At 66.7% G+C, this 20,997-nt stretch carries 17 protein-coding genes; 5 read left to right on the forward strand and 12 right to left on the reverse strand.

What is annotated here, in order from left to right:
* The first annotated feature begins 44 nt into the window (after window positions 1-44).
* Entirely contained in the window at window positions 45-848 is an 804-nt protein-coding gene (locus tag JOF57_RS17575; RefSeq protein WP_209918541.1) for a class I SAM-dependent methyltransferase, read from the forward strand.
* 1 nt (window position 849) lies between these two features.
* Here the strand turns inward: JOF57_RS17575 and JOF57_RS17580 are convergent, their stop codons facing one another.
* Together JOF57_RS17580 and JOF57_RS17585 are read right to left on the reverse strand one after the other, a co-directional pair.
* Window positions 850-2,343 carry a DUF7782 domain-containing protein gene (locus JOF57_RS17580; RefSeq protein WP_209918542.1) on the reverse strand — a complete coding sequence of 498 codons (1,494 nt, stop codon included), beginning with the start codon at window positions 2,341-2,343 and terminating at the stop codon, window positions 850-852.
* Window positions 2,340-3,131: an SOS response-associated peptidase gene (locus JOF57_RS17585; protein ID WP_209918543.1), complete on the reverse strand. Its 792-nt coding sequence runs from the start codon at window positions 3,129-3,131 to the stop codon at window positions 2,340-2,342. The genes JOF57_RS17580 and JOF57_RS17585 overlap by 4 nt, the downstream gene beginning before the upstream one ends.
* Before the next feature lie 66 nt (window positions 3,132-3,197).
* On the opposite strand from JOF57_RS17585, the gene aroA reads away from it, so the two are divergent.
* Genes aroA through JOF57_RS17600 form a run of 3 tightly spaced genes read left to right on the forward strand, consistent with a single transcriptional unit; the run spans window position 3,198 to window position 6,313 of the window.
* Window positions 3,198-4,484 carry a 3-phosphoshikimate 1-carboxyvinyltransferase gene (gene aroA / locus JOF57_RS17590; RefSeq protein ID WP_209923463.1) on the forward strand — a complete coding sequence of 429 codons (1,287 nt, stop codon included), beginning with the start codon at window positions 3,198-3,200 and terminating at the stop codon, window positions 4,482-4,484.
* A gap of 5 nt (window positions 4,485-4,489) precedes the next feature.
* Window positions 4,490-5,470, forward strand: a complete 981-nt coding sequence (gene rsgA / locus JOF57_RS17595) for a ribosome small subunit-dependent GTPase A (RefSeq protein ID WP_209918544.1) — start codon at window positions 4,490-4,492, stop codon at window positions 5,468-5,470.
* A gap of 36 nt (window positions 5,471-5,506) precedes the next feature.
* Window positions 5,507-6,313 carry an SDR family oxidoreductase gene (locus JOF57_RS17600; protein ID WP_209918545.1) on the forward strand — a complete coding sequence of 269 codons (807 nt, stop codon included), beginning with the start codon at window positions 5,507-5,509 and terminating at the stop codon, window positions 6,311-6,313.
* A gap of 21 nt (window positions 6,314-6,334) precedes the next feature.
* Here JOF57_RS17600 and JOF57_RS17605 read toward each other — a convergent pair whose 3' ends face one another.
* The 8 genes from JOF57_RS17605 to JOF57_RS17640 all read right to left on the reverse strand — a co-directional run bounded on the left by JOF57_RS17605 (window position 6,335) and on the right by JOF57_RS17640 (window position 16,502).
* Window positions 6,335-6,748 carry a hypothetical protein gene (locus JOF57_RS17605; protein WP_307870043.1) on the reverse strand — a complete coding sequence of 138 codons (414 nt, stop codon included), beginning with the start codon at window positions 6,746-6,748 and terminating at the stop codon, window positions 6,335-6,337.
* Between the two features lie 84 nt (window positions 6,749-6,832).
* Window positions 6,833-8,071, reverse strand: coding sequence for a fatty acid desaturase family protein (locus JOF57_RS17610; RefSeq protein ID WP_209918546.1), 1,239 nt, complete (start codon window positions 8,069-8,071; stop codon window positions 6,833-6,835).
* Window positions 8,072-8,140: 69 nt separating this feature from the next.
* The gene (locus tag JOF57_RS17615; protein WP_209918547.1) at window positions 8,141-9,289 is read right to left on the reverse strand and encodes a ferredoxin reductase; all 1,149 of its coding nucleotides are present in this window, start codon (window positions 9,287-9,289) and stop codon (window positions 8,141-8,143) included.
* A gap of 58 nt (window positions 9,290-9,347) precedes the next feature.
* Entirely contained in the window at window positions 9,348-10,766 is a 1,419-nt protein-coding gene (locus JOF57_RS17620; RefSeq protein WP_209918549.1) for a metal-dependent hydrolase family protein, read from the reverse strand.
* A gap of 22 nt (window positions 10,767-10,788) precedes the next feature.
* Entirely contained in the window at window positions 10,789-11,298 is a 510-nt protein-coding gene (locus JOF57_RS17625; RefSeq protein ID WP_209918551.1) for a DUF6912 family protein, read from the reverse strand.
* Window positions 11,299-11,307: 9 nt separating this feature from the next.
* Window positions 11,308-13,083 (reverse strand): BCCT family transporter, encoded by a 1,776-nt coding sequence (locus tag JOF57_RS17630; RefSeq protein WP_209918553.1) that lies wholly within the window; start codon window positions 13,081-13,083, stop codon window positions 11,308-11,310.
* A gap of 61 nt (window positions 13,084-13,144) precedes the next feature.
* The gene (locus JOF57_RS17635) at window positions 13,145-14,554 is read right to left on the reverse strand and encodes a WS/DGAT/MGAT family O-acyltransferase (protein WP_209918555.1); all 1,410 of its coding nucleotides are present in this window, start codon (window positions 14,552-14,554) and stop codon (window positions 13,145-13,147) included.
* An 88-nt stretch (window positions 14,555-14,642) separates the two neighbouring features.
* Window positions 14,643-16,502: an ABC transporter ATP-binding protein/permease gene (locus JOF57_RS17640; RefSeq protein ID WP_209918557.1), complete on the reverse strand. Its 1,860-nt coding sequence runs from the start codon at window positions 16,500-16,502 to the stop codon at window positions 14,643-14,645.
* A 199-nt stretch (window positions 16,503-16,701) separates the two neighbouring features.
* On the opposite strand from JOF57_RS17640, the gene JOF57_RS17645 reads away from it, so the two are divergent.
* On the forward strand, window positions 16,702-17,196 hold the full coding sequence (locus JOF57_RS17645; protein WP_209918559.1) for an Rv3235 family protein: 495 nt from the start codon (window positions 16,702-16,704) through the stop codon (window positions 17,194-17,196).
* Here JOF57_RS17645 and secA read toward each other — a convergent pair.
* Together secA and hpf are read right to left on the reverse strand one after the other, a co-directional pair.
* Window positions 17,193-20,039, reverse strand: coding sequence for a preprotein translocase subunit SecA (secA, locus tag JOF57_RS17650; RefSeq protein ID WP_209918562.1), 2,847 nt, complete (start codon window positions 20,037-20,039; stop codon window positions 17,193-17,195). The two genes, JOF57_RS17645 and secA, sit on opposite strands and share 4 nt — an antisense overlap.
* 161 nt (window positions 20,040-20,200) lie before the next feature.
* The gene (hpf, locus tag JOF57_RS17655) at window positions 20,201-20,884 is read right to left on the reverse strand and encodes a ribosome hibernation-promoting factor, HPF/YfiA family (RefSeq protein ID WP_209918564.1); all 684 of its coding nucleotides are present in this window, start codon (window positions 20,882-20,884) and stop codon (window positions 20,201-20,203) included.
* Window positions 20,885-20,997: the final 113 nt, after the last annotated feature.

A 20,997-nucleotide genomic window follows, 5' to 3' on the forward strand; every position in this document is an offset into this window, starting at 1 on the left:
CGGGAGCGATAGCGTATCCGCATACCCCATCTAGGCTCGTCGGCATGCCTGATCCACAACGCCCCGACCCGCGGCCGACAAACTGGGCCGCCGGCCGCTACCAGGCCGTCGCCGAGCGCATCGCCGTCATCGCCGGTGAGGTCGTCGCCACGGCCGACGCGCTGCGGCCGATCCGGGAAACCACGCTGGTCGACCTGGCCTGCGGCACCGGAAGCGCCGCGCTGGCCGCCGCTGAGGCCGGCGCTCGGGTCACCGGTGTCGATCTGACCGCCGAGCTGATCGCCATCGCCTCCGGGCGCCCCGGGGCCGACGCGGTGCGGTGGGTGGTCGCCGACGCCGCGCGCACCAGCCTGCCCGACGGCGGGTTCGACACCGTGGTGTCGAACATGGGCATCATCTTCGTCGAGCCCACCAGCCTGATCGCCGAGGTCCGCCGACTGCTGACGCCCGGCGGGGTGTTCGCGTTCTCGACCTGGGTTCGCGACGGGGCAGGCAGCCCGCTCTTCACCCCGATCGTCGAGACCCTCGGCCAGCCGCCTGCCGGGGCGTACTCTCCCGATCAGTGGGGCGATCTCGACGTCGTGCACTCGCGCCTGGGCGCCGCGTTCGACAACGTTCAGTTCGAATCCGGTTCACATACGTGGCAATTCGCCTCGGTCGAGTCCGCGGTGCGCTTCATCTCCGACGAGTCACCGATGCATGTCCACCTGTTGAGCCAGCTGGACGAGACGACGCGGGGCCGTCTGCTCGACGCCTTCACCGGCGCACTGAGCACACACGCCGACAGCGCCGGGCAGGTTGCCTTCGAGGCGCCGTATGCGGTGGTGACGGCGCACCGCGCACACTGAATCATTCAGCCTGATAGAGGATTCCGCGCCCGATCGCCTCACGCACCTCGGGCAGGGCGGCCTGCGCCAGCGCGTCGGCATCCACTCCGTGATGAGTGGCCAACAGCTGGATCAAGGTGCCCAACGGCACCTCGCCACGGCAGCCGGCCAGCAACGCCCGCAGTACCTCGTCGACCCCGATGACCGCGGCCGGGCCACCCGGGCGGCGCACCGCGGCCCCGACCTCCTGCCAGCCCTCCGGTCCGGGTAGTGACTGTGCCTCCAGAAAGACCGGCGCCGTGGAGAGCCGGGCCGCCAGCAGCGCGTCATCGGACGTGTCGCGCAGGTAGGCCCGCCGGGCGAAGAAGGCGTCCACCTCGGCTCCGGTGACCGCCTCGTCAGCGCCGGTGATCTCCTCGAGGATCTGCTCGGGCGGCTCCCCGCTGCGCGGGACCCGCAGCGAGATCATGCCCATGCCGATGCCGGCGATGCCCTGCTCGGTGAACCAGTCGAGCCACTGCCCGCCGCGCTGCGCCTGCCGTTCGAGGTCCTCCCCGGCATCGGCCAGCCACAGCGACACATAGCTGACCGGGTCGGCCAGTTCACGCTGCACCACCCAGGCGTACAGACCGGTGCCGGCCAACCAGCCGCGGACCCGGTCCTGCCAGTCGTGTCCCTCGCGCACGATCCAATTCGCCATGATGTGCGCGGTACCGCCGGGCAGCAGATGATCACCTACCTGCTCGATCAGGCTCTGACACAACGCATCTCCGGCCAGGCCGGAGTCCCGGTAGATGTAGTCGCGGGCACCCGAGCCGACCACGAACGGTGGATTGGAGACAATCAGGTCGAAACGCTCCCCCGCCACCGGCTCGAACAGGCTGCCGTGGCGCAGGTCCCACGACATTCCGTTGAGCCGCGCGGTCATCGCCGCCAGTTCCAGCGCCCGCTCGTTGGTGTCGGTGGCGACGATCTCGTCGCAGTGTGCGTCCAGGTGCAGCGCCTGAATACCGCATCCGGTTCCGAGGTCGAGGGCGCGGCCGACGGGGTTACGCGTGACGGCGCGGGCCAGTGACACCGATGCCCCGCCGATCCCGAGCACGTGATCGTGCCGCAACGGACCCCGCCGCACCGCGGCGTCCTGATCGGACACCACCCAGAAGTCCCGCGTTCCGTCGCTGTGCGGCCGGATGTCGAGGACCGCCCGCACCGTGGAACCGTTGAGTTCCAGGACGCCATGGGCGGTCAGGGTCTGCAGGCTGACTGACGGGAACGCCGCCTCGACGTCCTCCCGCGACTCCTCGGTACCGAGCAGCAGCAGGCGCACCATCACGGCCAACCGCTGCCGCTCAGCCGAAGCCGCACGGGTGACCCGTAGGACCGGCCACCACGCGCCCCGGCCGAGCGCGGCGTGGGCGTCGGCGCCCAGCAGTTCGGCCACCCCGTCGGTGGTGAATCCGGCCGAACGCAGGTCGGCACCGATCGCGTCCACCACATCGGCATCGGGCGTGCTCAAAACAACCCCACCTCTTCTGGTTCGGCCGGCTCGATGAGCTCGGGGCCGTTGTTGCGGACGCTGTTGACCAGGCGAGACACCTCGCGAACGGCGATCCGGTCCAGGTCCCCGTGACCACGGAGCAGTCCGTCGTCGATGGGGGCGTCGGGATCCATCCAGCGGTCCCAGTCCGGCGCGCTGATGGTCAGCGGCATCCGGTCGTGGATCTCGGCGATCGGGCCGGCGGCGTCGGTGGTGATGATCGTGCAGCTGAGCAGGGGCGGCGCGTCTTTCGGTGCGCCTTGCGGGCGCCATGTCGTCCACAGCCCCGCCATGAACAGCAGCTCACCGTCGGCGCCGTACAGGTAGTACGGGGTCTTCTTAGAAGATCCAGCAGCTTTTCCGTCGCCGCCAGGGTTCAATTTCCACTCGTACCAACCGTCCATCGGGATCAGGCAGCGCTTGTTCTTGGCGGAGTTTCGGAATGCCGGAGAGGTGGTGACCTTGTCGGCGCGTGCGTTGATCAGCAGGGGCCCCTTGGTATCTGGACCGCCACCCTCGGCGGTCTTCACCCACGGCGGGATCAGTCCCCAGCGCATCGAGCGGACCCGGCGGGTCGATTCGTCTTCGGGTTCGGTGTGCCGCTTGACGACGCTGGAGATGGTCGTGGTCGGCGCCACGTTGTAATTGGCGGCGGAGTCGGCGCCCGCGACGTCCTTGTCGCCCGTGCTCGCTGCAGTCTCGTCAAGGGCCTGGATTTTCTGCGCCAGCAATGCCGGATCGGTGGTCACCGCGAAACGTCCACACATAGTGCCCATGGTTGCAGAGTCCGCGGACAAGGCAGGATGTAGTGCGTGAGCGCACGTGAGGAGCAGATGACACAGTGGCCGGCCCCGTCGGCCACGACCCCGGTCGACGCCACGGTGACGGTGCCCGGTTCGAAGTCGCTGACCAACCGCGCGCTCGTGCTGGCCGCCCTGGCCACCGCACAGGGCCCCTCGACGGTTCACGGCGCGTTGCGCAGTCGCGATACCGATCTGATGATCGACGCCATCCGCACCCTCGGCGTCAGCGTCACTCCGGCCGAACATGACGACACCGAGTTGACGGTCAGCGCCCGCATCGCGCCGGCCCCGGATGCGCGGGTCGACTGCGGACTGGCCGGCACCGTGCTGCGGTTCGTGCCCCCGGTCGCCGCATTGGGCACCGTGTCGGTCACGTTCGACGGCGACGAGCAAGCCCGGGCCCGACCGATCTCGCCGCTGCTCAACGGGCTGGTCGGCCTGGGAGTCGACGTCGACGGAGACGCACTGCCGTTCGCGGTGCGCGGCCGTGGCGCCGTGGCCGGCGGCACCGTCGAGATCGACGCGTCGGGGTCCTCGCAGTTCGTCTCCGGGCTGTTGTTGTCCGGTGCGACCTTCACCGACGGGCTCACCATCGTGCACACCGGAACCTCGGTGCCCTCAGCCCCGCACGTCGCGATGACGGTGGCGATGCTGCGCGACGCCGGCGTCCAGGTCGATGATTCGGTCCCCAACCGCTGGCGGGTCTTCCCCGGACCGGTGGCCGCGCGGGCCTGGCATATCGAGCCCGACCTGTCGAATTCCACCCCGTTTCTCGCCGCTGCGATCGTCACCGGCGGAACGGTGCGGATCGCCGGCTGGCCATCGGACAGCATCCAGCCCGCCGACACCATCCTCGGTCTGCTGACGAAGGTGAGTGCGACTGTTCACCAACGTGATTCATATCTGGAAGTCGGCGGCGCCGAAGGATACTGCGGGTTTGACGCCGACCTGCACGACGTCGGCGAGCTCGCTCCCACCGTGGCTGCGCTGGCCGCACTTGCCGCTGACGGCTCGACGTCACGGCTGCGGGGCATCGCGCACTTGCGCGGACATGAGACCGACCGGCTGGCAGCGCTGACCGCCGAGATCAACGGACTCGGCGGCGACTGCTCCGAGACCGAGGACGGTCTGCTCATCACGGCCCGCCCACTGCACGGGGGGATGTGGCGCTCCTACGCCGACCACCGGATGGCCACGGCCGGGGCGATCATCGGCCTGCGGGTTCCCGGTGTGGCGGTGGAGAACATCGAGACCACGGCCAAGACCCTGCCCGATTTCCCGCTGATGTGGCAGCAGATGCTGACGGGCGGGAAGTAAACCCCTTGGGAGCGCGGGAATACGACGAGTCCGACGTCCGGATCAGACCGGGGCGGCGTACCCGTCCGCGCACCAAGACCCGGCCGGACCATGCGGATGCGCAGTCCGCGATGGTGATCACCGTCGACCGCGGTCGCTGGGGATGTGCACTCGGCCGCGACCCGGACCTCCGGGTGACCGCGATGCGGGCCCGCGAACTCGGCCGCACCCCGATCGTGGTGGGCGACGACGTCGACATCGTCGGGGATCTCTCCGGCCGTCCGGACACCCTGGCCCGCATAGTGCGGCGCGGTGAGCGCCGAACGGTGTTGCGCCGCACCGCCGATGACACCGACCCCACCGAGCGGGTGGTGGTCGCCAACGCCGACCAGTTGCTCATCGTGGTCGCGCTGGCCGACCCGCCACCGCGCACCGGTTTCGTGGAACGCGCATTGATCGCCGCCTACGCCGGTGGCCTGAAACCCATTCTGTGCCTCACGAAGTCGGATCTGGCACCCGCAGAGCCCTTCGCTGCACAGTTCGCCGAACTGGACCTGACCATCGTCAACGCCGGCCGAGACGATCCCCTCGAGGCAGTCGCACCGATGCTGACCGGGCAGGTCACAGTGTTCCTCGGCCACTCCGGTGTCGGCAAGTCGACATTGGTGAATCGCCTTGTCCCGGATGCTGATCGGGCAACCGGCGAGGTGTCTGGAGTCGGCAAGGGCAAACATACTTCGACGCAGTCGGTGGCGCTGCCGATCGACGGCGCCGGTTGGGTGGTCGACACCCCGGGTATCCGATCGTTCGGGCTGGCCCACATCCAACCCGACGATGTGCTGCTGGCGTTCTCGGACCTGGCCGAGGCCATCGCCGATTGCCCACGCGGATGCGGTCACATGGGCGCGCCCGCCGATCCCGAATGCGCGCTGGACGCCCTGACCGGGCCGGCGGCGGGCCGGGTCGCGGCGGCCCGACACCTCTTGACCGCTCTCCGGGAAGCCTGACCTGCGCCGACGCCGCGAGGACTATGGTCGCTGAACATGGCTACTTACGTACTCACCGGCAGCGCCTCCGGGCTTGGGGCGGCAACCAAGAAGCGGCTGGAATCGGACGGACACCGAGTGATCGGTATCGACCTACGCGACGCCGACGTGAACGTGGACCTGAGCACCCCGGAAGGGCGCAAAGAGGCGATCACCAAGGTCAACGAGCTGGCCGGCGACGGTATCGACGGTTTCGTGCCGTTCGCCGGGCTGGCGGCCGCGACCGGACGTCCGGCCGGCCTGTTGATCGCCGTCAACTACTTCGGCGCCATCGAGCTGCTGGAAGGCCTGACGCCACTGCTGGCCGGCCGGGAGAACGCATCGGTGGTGCTGATCAGCTCGAATTCGACTACCAGTCAACCCAATTGGCCGGTCGAGCTGGCCGATGCCTGCCTGGCTGGCGATGAGGTAGGCGCCAACACCATCGCCTCCACCTACGGTGACTACGCGGCACTGCAGGCCTACCCGGCGACCAAGGCCGCCCTGGCGTACTACGCCCGCACCAAGTCCGCGGAGTACATCGCCGAGGGCATCCGGCTCAACGCGATCGCACCGGGGCTCATCGAGACGCCGATGACCCAGGAGGGCCGCAAAGACCCGCTGACCGGCCAGGGGATGGAGCAGTTCCTCAAGACGATCCCCGCCGGGCGCGGCGGGCGCCCCGAAGAGGTGGCCGCTCTGGTGGCGTTCCTGCTGAGCCCCGAGGCAAGTTACTTCGTCGGGTCGGTGATCTTCATCGACGGCGGCACCGACGCGGCATTCCGCGGCAAGGACTGGCCGAAGGTGTGGGAAATCAACATGTGACGGCGGCGCGGCCACGCCACGTCAGTGCGCCGGCTTGGCCTGCTGGGCCGCCGCCTGCTCGGCGGCCTTCTGCTTGGCGTCGGCAAGCGCGGCACGTCCCTCGGGGCTGGCCGCCGAGTTGCCCGGCGTCGTGGCCGAGGCCACCGAGGCATTGCAGTTGAGGTCGAGCAGTTCGGTGTCGGTGACCGGCGCGAAGTTGTTCCCCTTGTGCCAGTGCGCCTTCTCCGAGTGGGTCACCACGCAGTCGTCGTCGGACAACGAATCACCCGAGCGGGCCGCAACAACACCCTTCATGCCTGCGTCGGCCAGCGCCGACTGCACGTCGGAGTATTTCTGCCCTGCGTAGCCGTCGGCCGCGGCGGTCCCGGTGGCCAACACACCTACCGGGACGGCCGAGGCACCCACCACCATGGTGGCCACGAGCAACTTCTTCACGAGCGACAGATTATGAGCGACAGCTGCCAGACCCCTGAGAGTAGGCGGGGTGGTTGCTTGGAATCCAAGCCCGGCGTGATCGACTCAGCGCTGGCGCCAACCCCGAACCGCCGCGATGGCCGTCTTCAGGCCACGGCGACGTCCGGTAGTCGGATCGGTGACGCCGTACCCTTCGAGCTCGGTGAACATCCGCTCGCTGCGGGTTTCCGGGGCGTTGTCGGCCGTGTCCTTCAGGAACCGGTCCGGCAGCGACAGTTTGGCGATCGTGCGCCACGTCTTGCCGTACTGAACCAGGAACGGCCCCGTGGTGTAGGGCAGGTCGTACTTTTCGCACAGGGCCCGCACCCGGATCGCGACGTCGGCGTACCGATTGCTCGGCAGGTCCGGGAACAGGTGGTGCTCGATCTGATAGCTCAGGTTGCCGCTCATGAAGGCCAGCGCGGGACCCGAGTTGAAGTTGGCACTGCCCAGCATCTGACGCAGGTACCACTGACCGCGGCTCTCGCCCACCATGTCGGTCTTGGTGAATTTCTCTGCGCCATCAGGGAAATGGCCGCAGAAGATCACCGCATTGGCCCACACGTTGCGGATCACGTTGGCCACCGCGTTGGCCTTCAGGGTCGACTTGTACGTCGCACCGGGCGACAACGAGGTCAGAGCGGGCCAGGCGACGTAGTCCTTGAACAGCTGTCCGCCGGCCTTGACGCCGAACTCCTTGACGCGCACCAGCGTCGCGGCACGGTCGTCGCCACCCTTGGCGATCTTGCCGAGCTCCAGGTGCTGCAGCCCGACACCCCACTCGAAACCGATCGCGAGAAGGGTGTTGAACAGCAGATTGCCGTACAGGTTGAACGGTTTCCACCTGGCGTCGCGGGTGACCCGGATGACGCCGTAGCCGACATCGTCGTCCATGCCGAGGATGTTGGTGTACTTGTGATGCATGAAGTTGTGGGTGAAGCGCCAGTGCTTGGACGCCCCGCTCATGTCCCACTCCCACGTCGAGGAGTGAATCTCGGGATCGTTCATCCAGTCCCACTGGCCGTGCATGACGTTGTGGCCGATCTCCATGTTCTCGATGATCTTGGCCACGCCCAGGGTCACGGTGCCCGCCCACCACGCCGACCGCCGCGAGCTGGCCGCCAGGATGGCGCGGCCCGTCAGTTCGAGGGCACGCTGGGCGGCGATGGTGCGACGAATGTAGCGCGCGTCGCGCTCACCGCGGGAGTCTTCGATGTCCTGACGGATCGCATCGAGCTCTATGCCCAGATTCTCGATGTCGGCATCGGTGAGATGCGTGAATGCGGGAACGTCGGTTACTGCCATCGTCAGCCCTCCTCTCGATTACCTACGGTAGCGTAACCTACGACCCCGTAGGTTACTAGCCAGTAAAGTTTAGACGTCCAGGACGCAGTCGCCGGAAGCAGCCGAAACACACGTCTGGATCCGGGTGCCCGGCTCGTGCTCGACGCCGGTACGCAAATCGCGCACGTGCCCGTCGACCAGACCCACCACACACGACTGACAGATACCCATTCGGCAGCCGAACGGCATCTGGATGCCGACCTGCTCGCCCGCGTCCATCAACGGCGTCGCGCCGTCGACCGTGACCTCCTTGCCGCTGCGCTCGAACGTCACCGTGCCGCCGGCCCCGTGCGGGGCAGCCCGCGACACCGCGAAACGTTCCAGGTGCAGGCTGTCAGGGATGCCCGCGGCCGCCCAGACCTGTTCGGCGTCGTTGAGCATGCCCTCTGGCCCGCACGCCCACACCTGACGCTCCCGCCAGTCGGGAACCACGTCGCCGATCTGCCCGAGATCCAGCCGGCCCTCGGTCCGGGTGCTGCGCAACAGCAGCCGGTAGCCGGGGTGCTCCTCGTGCAGCGTCGCCAGCTCGGCAGCGAACAAGACGTCGGATTCCGTTGGCGCCGAATGCACATGCACGATGTCGGTGATCTGATCACGGCGCACCAGGGTGCGCAGCATCGACATCACCGGGGTGATGCCGGAGCCGGCCGTCACGAACAGCACCGACGCCGGCGCCGGCTCGGGCATGACGAAATTGCCCTGCGGTGCGGCCAGCCGCACCACAGTTCCGGGCTGCAAACCGTCGACCAGATGCGCCGACAGGAAACCCTCGGGCATCGCCTTGACCGTGATCGCAATGGTGCGCGCGCCTGCTGAAGGAGCCTTCTCCGGCGTCGAGGTGAGTGAATACGACCGCCAGCGCCAGCGCCCGTCCATGAGCACACCGATCCCGATGTACTGGCCGGGCTCATAGTCGAACGAGAATCCCCAACCCGGTTTGATCACCAATGTCGCGGAGTCGGCCGTCTCCCGCCGCACATCGACCACCCGACCGCGCAACTCCCGCGCTGACCACAACGGGTTGGCGAGCTTGAGATAATCGTCGGGCAGCAGCGGTGTGGTCACCTGGCCGACGATGCGGCGAAGCGCATGCCAGCCAGGACGCCGGTCGGCGCCGGCGACGCTTGGGCGGACCGTATCGGCCACATTGGCCGAGACCTTGATCGAGTTCTTGGCCATGAACCTACGGTACCGTAGGTTACTGCCCCGTAGCTAGTCGTACGGCCGCCACCACAGGTCAGGACACCAAAGTGTTCTTGTACGTTTTCCCGTCCTTCATGATCACTTTGAAGTTGCGTTCCGGATCGGCGATCAGGTCCAGGCGGGCCAGCGGGTCGCCGTCGACCAACAACAGATCCGCCAGTGCGCCCTCCGCGACCACGCCCAACTTTCCGGCGTACGGGCTGCGCTTGCCCGACAGCGCCAACAACTCGCCATTGGTGCCGGTGGCCATCGCCAACGTCTCGGCGGGCGAGAACCACTTGCCCAGCCCCGCCAGCAGCGCCCCCTGTCTGGCCGCCAGTTGCGGCGAGAACAGAATGTCGGTGCCGAAGGCCGTCTTGAGCTTGTACTTGCGTGCCAACTGGTAGACGTTGTTGACGCCCTCGACGATCTCCTTGGCTTTCGCGGCCTCGTCCGAACCAGGCGGGAACGCACCGATCATCTCGGCCGGGATGGGCTGCGTACTCAGCCAGATGTTCTTGTCCGCCATCTCCTTTGCGGTGGCCTCATCCATCAGGTGAGCGTGCTCGATACACGTGACCCCGGCGCGAATCGCCTGCTGGATAGTCTGCGGGGTGTAGGCATGCACCGCCACATAGGTGCCCCAGTTGCCTGCCGCCTCGGTGGCGGCCCGCAGTTCGGGTTCGGTGAAGGTGGTGACGTCGAGTGGGCTGTGCGGCGAGGACACCCCACCCCCGGCGGTCAGCTTGATCTGCGACGCGCCTTGGAACAGCTGCTCGCGCGCACGCATTCGCACCTCGTCGGGGCTGTCGGCGACCATGGCGGCGCCGAGTTCCTCCTGACGCGACGGCGGGCCACCCGGGTTGCGGGGAAGGTCCGCGGGTGTGCGGAAGTCACCATGACCACTGGTGACGGTGATGATCGCGCCCGACGGGAAGATGCGCGGACCGTTGACGACGCCTTCGTCGATGGCCTTCTTGAGACCGAAACTCGGACCGCCCAGATCGCGGACCGTGGTGAACCCGCGCATCAACGTGTCGTTGGCCTCGGCGCCGGCCAACAGGTTGAGGTACCCCGGGTCCAAGGTCGTCAGCTGTGTCACCGGCGGACGCACGAGCATCGTGTGCCAATGGTTGTCGATCAGGCCCGGCATCAACGTACGGCCGCCGCCGTCGATCACGGTGGCAGCCGGGTCAGCCGGCAGCGCATCGGTGGAGATCCGTTCGATCCGGTTTCCCTTGACCCGCACGTTCGATGGCGCCGACAGCCGATCACTGTGGCCGTCAAAGATTTTGACGTTGCTGAAGTCAATGGTGGCCACGTTGGCGGCAGGGGGTGCCGGAGCCGGCGGGCCGGTTTCGGCCGGGCGACCCGGCTCTGCAGATCCAGCCGGTGAGGTTTCGCCCCCACCGGTCGAACACGCCGCACTGGCCAAGACCACGGCCAGCACCGCCAACAGCCCGAATCCGCGCATGACAAATCCCCCGTGTCGTCGATCAGAGCAGTTCGAGCAGGAACGGCAATTCCTGCGGGGCGTACCACGCCAGGTCGTGATCCTGGGCGTCCCCCACCGTGAGTTCGGCGTCCTCGTCCCCCATGTCCGCGTCGTCGATGACATCGACGGCGGCCAGCACTGCAGGCTCGGCGTCGGCATTGTCGACGTACACCGCGACGACGGCGTCGATCGGCAAGGGTCCGGACAACCGCACGACGGCGTCGTCGAGGTCGGGACGGATCGTGACCTCCACATCCGCCCCCGAATCGGCCACCACCACCGCACGGCGCGGCGGCAGACCCGAATCGGACGGCCCGCCGGCCATCAACCGCATGGAGGCCAGCGCGGCTTCCCGCAAGGCCACCTCGGCGAGTTCGTCGTCGTCACCCTCGGCGTAGGCCTCCCGCAGTGTCGGGGTAACCGCGAAGGCGGTCCCGTTCACGACGAGCAGGTGGCGATCGGCGACGAGCTGCTGCAGGGCGACCAGAGTCGTCGGGATGTAGACACGCACACCGCGAGGTTAGCCGTCGTCGGCGTCCTTACGGTCCTCGGCTTGCGGGTCCTTCTCCACCGAAATCACGAAATCGTCGCCGTGCTGGGTGACACCGGCGACCACCGCATCGTTGACGGCTTCCAGCGCGTACTCGCGGCGCACCACCAAGGGATCCCGCCTCAGGTCGCGCACGAGTGCCACTGCCAGACCGACCATCACCACGACGAACGGCACCGCGACGATGATCGTGATCGATTGCAGACCGTTCAGCGCGTCGGCACCGCCGACCAGCAGCATGACCGCCGCCACCGCGCCGGTGGCGACGCCCCAGAAGATCACCGTGGGCCGGGTCGGTTTGATGGTGCCGCGCTCGGACAGCGATCCCATCACGATCGACGCCGCGTCCGCACCCGACACGAAAAAGATGGCGACCAGCACCATCACCACGACACTGGTGACCGTGGCGATCGGGTACTCGCCGAGCAGGCTGAACAACTGCCGCTCCTGGCTGCCCATTCCGGCCAGATCCACCCCGTTCTGCTGCTCGAAGATGGCCGCGCCACCGAACACGCAGAACCAGACCACCGATACCGCGCTGGGCACGAGTAGCACCCCGGTCACGAACTGCCGGATGGTGCGGCCGCGCGAGATCCTGGCGATGAACATGCCGACGAAGGGAGTCCAGGAGATCCACCACGCCCAATAGAAAATGGTCCAATCCTGCAGCCAGGTGCTGACCGCGGGGCCTTCGGCGCCCGTCCGGGCAGCCATCTGCGCCAGCTGGTCGACGTAGCTGCCGATGGAGGTCGGGATCATGTTCAGCATGAACATCGTGGGGCCAACGACGAAGATGAACAGTGTCATCACCAGCGCCAGCACCATGTTGATGTTGGACAGCCACTGGATCCCGCGTGCGACCCCCGACACCGCCGACAGGACGAACGCGACGGTCAGGATCGTGATGATGCCAATCAAGATGGCATTGCCGGTTTCACCGATCCCGGCGACGATGTGCAACCCGCTGCGGATCTGCAGCGCACCGAGGCCCAGCGAGGCCGCGGACCCGAACAGCGTGGCGAAGATCGCCAGCATGTCGATCACCTTGCCCCACGGCCCGTTGGCGTGTTTACCCAGCAGTGGCTCGAACGCCGCGCTGATGAGTTGCGCCCGGCCCTTGCGGTAGACCCCGTAGGCGATGGTCAGCCCGACGACGGCGTAGATCGCCCACGGGTGCAGCGTCCAGTGGAACATCGTGGTGGCCATCGCGGTCTCCGCGGCCTCGGGATTGCCCGGCCCGCCGGTGCCCGGTGGTGGGGAGGCGAAATGCGACAGCGGCTCGGAAACCCCGAAGAACATCAGGCCAATTCCCATGCCTGCGCTGAACATCATCGCGACCCATGACACCGTGTGAAACTCGGGCTCTTCGTCGTCACGCCCCAGCGGGATGTTTCCGTAGCGGCTCATCGCCAGCCAGATCACGAAGACCACGAACCCGGACGCGGTCAGGACGAACAGCCAACCGACATCGGCCATCACCCAACTGAGTGCGTTCGACGATGCCGCGGCAAGGGAGTCCGTGCTGACGAATCCCCAGACCAGGAATGCGAGAGCGATGACGGCGGTGACCCCGAACACCACCCAGTCGACACCCTGCCGCCGGGTGTAGGCCTGCTGCTCCACCGGAACATCGAGGACCGGGTGCGGCACCACATCGCCGGTCGGCGATTTCAGCGCCTTCGCTGTTGCTTTCTTCGCTTCTTGCGTGTGCTTGTCAGATCTACTTTTTCGTATCTCAGCCGGCATGATCAATTCATCAGACCGCGAATTCCAGCCCAGGTCAAACACCTCAAGCGTTTTGCCAGGATTACTTGGCGGCCTCGAGCAATTCTTCGAGGGATTCCCGGAAGAGGCTGGGCAACACGTCGACGTCACTCATCGCGTCACGGTCGGCGTTGATCCCGAAATACAACATGCCGTCGTACGACGTGACCCCGATGGCCAGCACCTGGTTCTGCAGCAACGGCGGCACCGCGTAGGTCTCCAGGAGCTTGGTGCCCGCGACATACATCTGCTTCTGGGCGCCGGGCACGTTGGTGATCAGCAGGTTGAACAGCCGCGCCGAGAAACCTGTCGCCACCCGAATGCCCATGGCGTGCAAGGTCGGCGGAGCGAATCCGGACAGGGTCACGATGGTGCGCGCGTCGACCAGACTGGCCGCGGTGGAATGCGATTCGGTGGCATGGGCGATCTGCGACAGGCGGACCACCGGGTTTCCCTCACCGACCGGGAGGTCGACCAGGAACGGCGATACCTCGCTGATGGCCTGACCCGGCCCGGTGGAGTCCAGTTCGGCATCCGGGTACACCGACATCGGCGCCATGGCCCGCACCGTGGTCGTGGGGGTCACCGGCTCCCCGCGCGACAGCAGCCAGTTGCGCAGGGCACCGCCCACCACAGCCAGCACGACATCGTTGATGTCGCAGTTGTAGCGGGCCCGCACCAGCCGGTAATCCTCCAACCGATGCTGGTCCACCGAGAACCTGCGGTTGCGCGACACCGTGGTGTTCAACGGGCTGCTCGGCGCGGTGCCACGCGCCACCGTGCGGGCCACATCGGCTACCCGTCGTCCCACCGCCGCCAATTCGGTGGCGCTGGTGGCCACTTCGGTCACCGTGTCGCGCACGGCGGCGAGCTGACTGGTCGGCCGGGTGATCCACTCCCCGATCGCGCCGAGAAACAACTGCCGGTCACTGGGTTCGCGGGCCGGAATCCAGATGTCCTCACCGAACTCCGGCGGCTTCTGCGCGCGATCGACGATCACGTGCCCGATCTCCAACGCTGTCATTCCGTTGACGAGGGCCTGGTGGGTCTTGGTGTAGATCGCGATGCGGTTCTGGGTCAGCCCTTCGACCAGATACATCTCCCACAGCGGACGGGTCCGGTCCAACGGGCGCGAGCCGAGCCGGGCGATCAGGTCGTGGAGTTGGGCGTCGCTGCCGGGAGACGGCAGCGCCGAGCGCCGGATGTGATAGGTGATGTCGAATTCCCGGTCGTCCACCCACACCGGCCTGGCCAGGCCCAGCGTCACCTCGCGCACCTTCTGCCGGTACCGCGGAATCTGCGGCAAGCGGCGCTCGACCGTCTCCAGCAGGGTCTCGTAGCTCAAGCCGGCACGCGGCTTGCGCAGGATCGACAGGGATCCGACGTACATCGGCGTAGCGGTGTTCTCCAGATGGAAGAACGCTGCGTCGGAGGCCGACAGTCTGCTCACCATGCGGCGCCTACCTCCCCAACTCGCTCCGCTTGAACTCCGTCACGGTAGCTGGCGATTCTGGTTGTTCGCATCACGGGTGGACCGCGCGTCAATTTCGTGTCGGAATTGCCGAGAGCTCCCAACTCCCGCCGCCCTCCAACTGCAACCGGGACCGGTGATGGCCATCGATCGTGGACCGGTGCCCCACACTGACCACCACACACTCGGGTAGCCGTTCGCGCACCAATCGATACATGGCGTCTTCGAGTCCCTCGTCCAACGCGGACGTCGACTCGTCGAAGAACACCACCCGCGGACGGACCAGCAGCACCCGCGCAAACGACACTCGCTGTTGTTCGCCCAAGGACAGCACCGACGCCCAGTCGGCTTCGTCGTCCAGGCGCTCTGTCAGATGTTCGAGGGCCACCGCGCGCAACGTGTCGCGCAATTCGCTGTCGCTCACATCCGCAATCGGAAGCGGGTAGATCACCGATGCCCGCAGATCACCGAGCGGCAGATACGGCAGTTGGGGCAGGAACAGCGTCGCCCATCCAGACGGATACTCCACGAGTCCCGCTGTCCGCGGCCACAGCTCGGCCAGGCTGCGCAGCAGGGTTGTCTTGCCGCACCCCGACGGCCCCTTCACCACCACACTGTCACCCGGGTTCAACACCATCGACAGATCCGTGATCAGCGGGCGCCCCTGCAGGTCACCGACCTCGACGCCGGTGAGCGCCAGCGAATCCCGCGTGGTGACGGCCGAGATCCGGGGTAACTCCCGTGCCCGGTGATCGTGATCGAGCATCTGGTCGATCCGCATCAGCGCGGCCCGGTAGACGGTGAACTCGTCGTAGCTGTCCCGGAAGAATGCCATTGCGCCACAAACGTTTCCGAAGGCCGCGACCGTCTGCAACAGACCACCGAGCGTGATCTGACCGGCGAAGAACCGGGGCGCCTGCACGATGTAGGGAATCATGCCGGTCGTCACGTCGCCGACGCCCCGGTTCCAGCCGTTGAGCCGCAACTGGGCGAACACGATGCGCCACATGTTGGCGATGATCTCGGCGAACCGGGAGTGCAGGAGTTGCCGTTCCCGCTCGGAGCCCCGGTAGAACGCCACTCGCTCGGCACTGTCCCGCAGCCGCACCAATGCATACCGGAAACTGGCGCTGAACCGTTCGTTGAGGAAGTTCAGCCGCACCAGCGGCCGACCGATCCAGAATGCGATGACCGTCACCGTGATCGAGAAGATGAACGCGACGAAGACCATGGCCCGCGGAATCACCCACCCGCCCAACTGCAACGGTCCCGATAGTTGCCACAACACCCCGGTGAACATGACGATCAACAAGGACTTGCTCACCGCCCCGATACTCAGGTCGACCGATTTGGTGGTGAAGGTCTCGACGTCGGTCTGGATGCGCTGGTCAGGGTTTTCCACCGGCGGGTCCAGGAAGCGGTTGCGGTAGAACGCATCGCCGGCCATCCAGTCGTCGACCAGTCGGGTGTTGAGCCAGACCCGCCAATGGATCGAGAAGACCCGGCGCAGGAACAGGTCGACCACCGTATAGATCACGGTGAGCGCCACCAGGATCCCGCTGATCGCGAAGGAGGTCATGAAGGCGCTGCGCGCGGCATCCAGCTTGGCCGGGTCGTGGGTGGCCAGCGCTTCCGAACCGGCCTGCACCGCATTCATCAGATCCGCGTACTGGTAGGTGAAGATCACCACCACCCGCGCCGCATACACGGTGTGCCACAGCATGAATGCCAGCAGCGCCCAGGTGCGCCAACTGCCCCGCCCGCTGAAGAACGGTGCGTTGACCCGCCAGAACTGTTGTCCCCATCTGGTGAACCTCGCGATGAGCACCGCCACGGCGAGGAACACCGCGAGCGTGATCACCCATGCCTGCAACGTCCACATCAGCGAGCGCAGCGGCTCCGCCGGCCAATCGATGCTGGGCTGAACCATCTGGCCCCCTGGTCAGTGCCCGAGGTGGAGCAGACCCGTCGTCTCCGACATCCGGGCTGCATGCGTCACCGCCACGCTATCGGGCGATACCGGGTGGCCGAAGATCCGTGCTTCCGGCACGCCGAACCCGTGCGATCATGGGGAGGTCTGCACCTCTCCAGCAGATGTCGTCCGTGATGCCGACCGCTGGAGGTTGTCTGTGCCCATCCCGAAACGTCTGCCGCTGACCGCCCCGGTGATCGACTGCGAGCCGCCGGCGCTGCCGCTGGGAAGCACACCGGTTGACGTGTCGGCACCGCCGGATCCCTGCCCGGCACCGACCGTGCTACACCGGCACAGCCCACGCCGGTTGCGGTTGGTCGGCCCCGAAACCGATCCACAATTGCAGCCCGGCGCCGCGCAGTTCGCCGATATGGCCCTGCGCCGAGTCCTTGAGGTCGTCGACCGGCGCAGGCCACCGGCCCAGCTGAAATCGTTGATGAGCCAACTCCTGCTCGACGCGGTCATCGCTTCCACCGCATTCCGGCACCCCACCACGGCCAGCCTGCGCCGGGTGGGACTACGCCCGGCAGTCTCACCCGAGGCTGCCGAGCTGTTCGCCACCTACACCCGCGGGCCGCGGGTGCTCGCCATCGCCGGACGCATCGAATCACGCAGTGGCCGTTGGCAACTCACTGCGCTACAACTCGGCTAGTCCTTGCGGTGCGACTTCGACGGCCGGCCCGTCTTGGCCTGCTTGCGGGCCGCTTCGCGACGCTCACGCCGCGTACCACCGGACTGCGCAGAATGCCGCCCGCTACCGCCGGAGCGCTGTACCTCCGCCGTGCCGTCCTCCGACGGTCCGGTGTAGGTCAGCGGCGGTGCGTCATTCTCGATGCCCTTGGCACGCAATGCAGGTGCCGGACGCTCCTTCGTGGCCACCGCACCCGACTCCGGATCGGCGGCTGCGGCCTCACCGGCCTTTGCTGCGGCAGCCGCGGCGAATTCGGCCAGCCCACTAGGTGCGGCCACGGGCGCGACGGCGGGCGCCGGCGCGGCCTCGACCTGCACGTTGAACAGGAACCCGACCGACTCCTCCTTGAGCGCGTCGAGCATGCCGACGAACATGTCGTAGCCCTCGCGCTGGTACTCGACCAGCGGATCGCGCTGCGCCATCGCCCGCAGGCCGATGCCCTCCTTGAGGTAGTCCATCTCGTAGAGGTGCTCACGCCACTTGCGGTCGATCACGCTGAGCAGGACGTTGCGCTCCAACTGGCGCATGGCGCCCTCGCCCGCCAGTTCCTCGAGCTGCTTCTCGCGCTCGGTGTAGGCGCGGTCGGCGTCGGCGATCAGCGCTTCGAGCAATTCGTCGCGCGTCAGCTCGCCCGGCTCCCCCACCGCGTCGGAGTCGACCAGGTCGTGGTGGTCGATGCCGACCGGGTACAGCGTCTTGAGCGCTTCCCACAGCTTGGCCAGATCCCAGTCCTCGGCGTAGCCCTCGGCGGTGGCACCGTCGACGTAGGCGGTGATCACGTCGACGAGCATGTCGTGCGCCTGTTCCTGGAGGTTCTCGCCCTCCAGGAGCATCCGCCGCTCCTTGTAGATGACCTTGCGCTGCTGGTTCATCACCTCGTCGTACTTGAGGACGTTCTTACGGACCTCGAAGTTCTGCTGCTCGACCTGGGTCTGCGCGCTCTTGATCGCGCGGGTCACCATCTTGGCTTCGATCGGCACATCGTCGGGCAGGTTCAGCCGGGTCAGCAGCGACTCCAGCGTTGCGCCGTTGAACCGTCGCATCAACTCGTCACCCAGCGACAGGTAGAAGCGGGACTCGCCCGGGTCGCCCTGGCGGCCCGAGCGGCCGCGGAGCTGATTGTCGATACGCCGGGACTCGTGGCGCTCGGTGCCGAGCACGTAGAGCCCACCGGCCTCGGTGACCTTCTCGGCCTCCTTGCCGGCTTCGTCCTTGATGGCCGTGAGGGTGTCGTCCCAGGCGGCCTCGTACTCCTCGGGGGTCTCCACCGGGTCCAGGCCCTTTTCGCGCAGCCGCTTGTCGGCCAGGAAGTCGGCGTTGCCGCCGAGCACGATGTCGGTACCGCGACCGGCCATGTTCGTGGCGACCGTGATGGCGCCGAGCCGGCCGGCCTCGGCGATGATGTTCGCCTCGGACTCGTGGTACTTCGCGTTGAGCACGTTGTGCGGAATCTTGCGCTTGGTGAACTGTCGCGACAGGTACTCGGAGCGCTCGACGCTGGTGGTACCGATCAGCACCGGCTGGCCCTTTTCAAAGCGCTCGGACACATCGTCGACGACCGCGATGTACTTGGCTTCCTCGGTCTTGTAGATCAGGTCGCCCTGATCGGCACGGACCATCGGCCGGTTGGTCGGGATGGGCACCACGCCCAGCTTGTAGATCTCGTGCAGCTCGGCGGCCTCGGTCTCGGCCGTACCGGTCATGCCCGACAGCTTGTCGTAGAGCCGGAAGTAGTTCTGCAGTGTGATCGTGGCCAGCGTCTGATTCTCGGCCTTGATCTCGACGTGTTCCTTGGCCTCGATCGCCTGGTGCATGCCCTCGTTGTAGCGGCGGCCCAGCAGCACGCGGCCGGTGAACTCGTCGACGATGACCACCTCGCCGTCACGGACGATGTAGTCCTTGTCCCGCTGGAACAGCTCCTTGGCCTTGATGGCGTTGTTCAGATAGCTGACCAGCGGCGAGTTGGCGGCCTCGTAGAGGTTCTCGATGCCCAACTGGTCCTCGACGAACTCCACGCCCAGCTCGTGCACACCGATGGTGCGCTTGCGGATGTCCACCTCGTAGTGGACGTCCTTCTCCATCAACGGCGCCAACCGGGCGAACTCGGGGTACCAGGTGGAGGCACCGTCGGCGGGGCCGGAGATGATCAGCGGGGTACGGGCCTCGTCGATCAGAATGGAGTCGACCTCGTCCACGACGGCGAAGTTATGGCCGCGCTGGACCATGTCCTCGGTGGAGTGCGCCATGTTGTCGCGCAGATAGTCGAAGCCGAACTCGTTGTTGGTGCCATACGTGATGTCGGCGTGGTACGCCGCACGACGCTCCTCCGGGGTCAGGCCCGAGAGGATGACCCCCACGTCCAGGCCCAGGAACCGGTGCACGCGACCCATCCACTCGCTGTCGCGTTTGGCCAGGTAGTCGTTGACCGTGACGACGTGCACACCCTTGCCGCTCAGTGCGTTGAGGTAGGCGGGCAGCACCGCGGTCAGGGTCTTGCCCTCACCGGTCTTCATCTCGGCGACGTTGCCGAAGTGCAGCGCCGCACCGCCCATGATCTGGACCTCGAAGTGCTTCTGGGACAGCACCCGCCATGCCGCTTCACGAGCCACGGCGAACGCCTCGGGCAGCAGGTCGTCCAGGTCCTCGCCGTCGGCGATCCGCTTCTTGAACTCGTCGGTCTTGGCTCGTAGCTCGGCGTCGGAGAGCTTCTCCATGTCGTCGGACAAGGTGTCGACATAGTCGGCGACCTTCTTGAGGCGCTTGACCATGCGGCCTTCGCCGAGACGGAGCAACTTCGACAGCACGCTATTTCCCCTGTGGGTTCGATGGATCCCGTGGACGGGATCGCACGGGCTTAGTTGGCCTCCATCGTAGGTGACCGGTCTAAGTCGCTGGTCCGGCTGGCGGCAAGACACAAAATCGCACCCCGGAATGCTCCGAGGTGCGATTCTGCGTCTGCCGGCGCTCAGGCCAGGCGGATCAGCCCGTAGTCGTAGGCATGGCGGCGGTACACCACCGACGGGCGGTCGCTCTCCTTATCGTGGAACAGGAAGAAATCGTGGCCGACCAGCTCCATCTCATAGAGGGCGTCGTCGACTGTCATCGGCTTCGCGGGGTGGTCCTTGGTCCGGACGATCCGGCCCGGCTCATGGTCGTCGAGACCATCCGCCAATCCGGCATCCGCTGTCGCCGTCGGCTGCTGCTCGAACAGCGCATCGTGCGCGGTTGCCTCGGACAGCGAGACCGGGGTCTTGTCGCCGTAGTGGATCTTGCGGCGGTCCTTGCCCTTTCGGAGTCTGCTCTCGAGTTTGCCGGCCGCTGACTCCAATGCGGCATAGAAGCTGTCGGCGCAGGCCTCGCCGCGCACCACCGGGCCGCGGCCGCGGGCCGTGATCTCGACGTGCTGGCAATTCTTGCGTTGACGGCGGTTGCGTTCGTGGTCGAGCTCGACGTCGAACAGGTAGATGGTGCGGTCGAACCGCTCCAGGCGCGACAACTTCTCCGAAACGTACATGCGGAAATGGTCTGGAACTTCGACGTTTCGACCCTTGACCACAACCTCTGCGTTCGGCTCCGGGGTGGTGTCACCGACCTGATCGTCGGGGTCGACCACCATGGTGGCGCTTGTTTCCGGGGAATGGGTTGACATACTCGGCAACTCGTTTCTCTCAGCTGTCACACGCATCGTGCGTGCCCTACTTCTCAACGAATCGTGATGGTGCCGATGGGCCGAATGGTTTGCTCCACCCATCGGCGCAAGGT

The organism is Mycolicibacterium lutetiense (genome assembly GCF_017876775.1).
GTDB classification, from domain to species: Bacteria; Actinomycetota; Actinomycetes; order Mycobacteriales; family Mycobacteriaceae; genus Mycobacterium; species Mycobacterium lutetiense.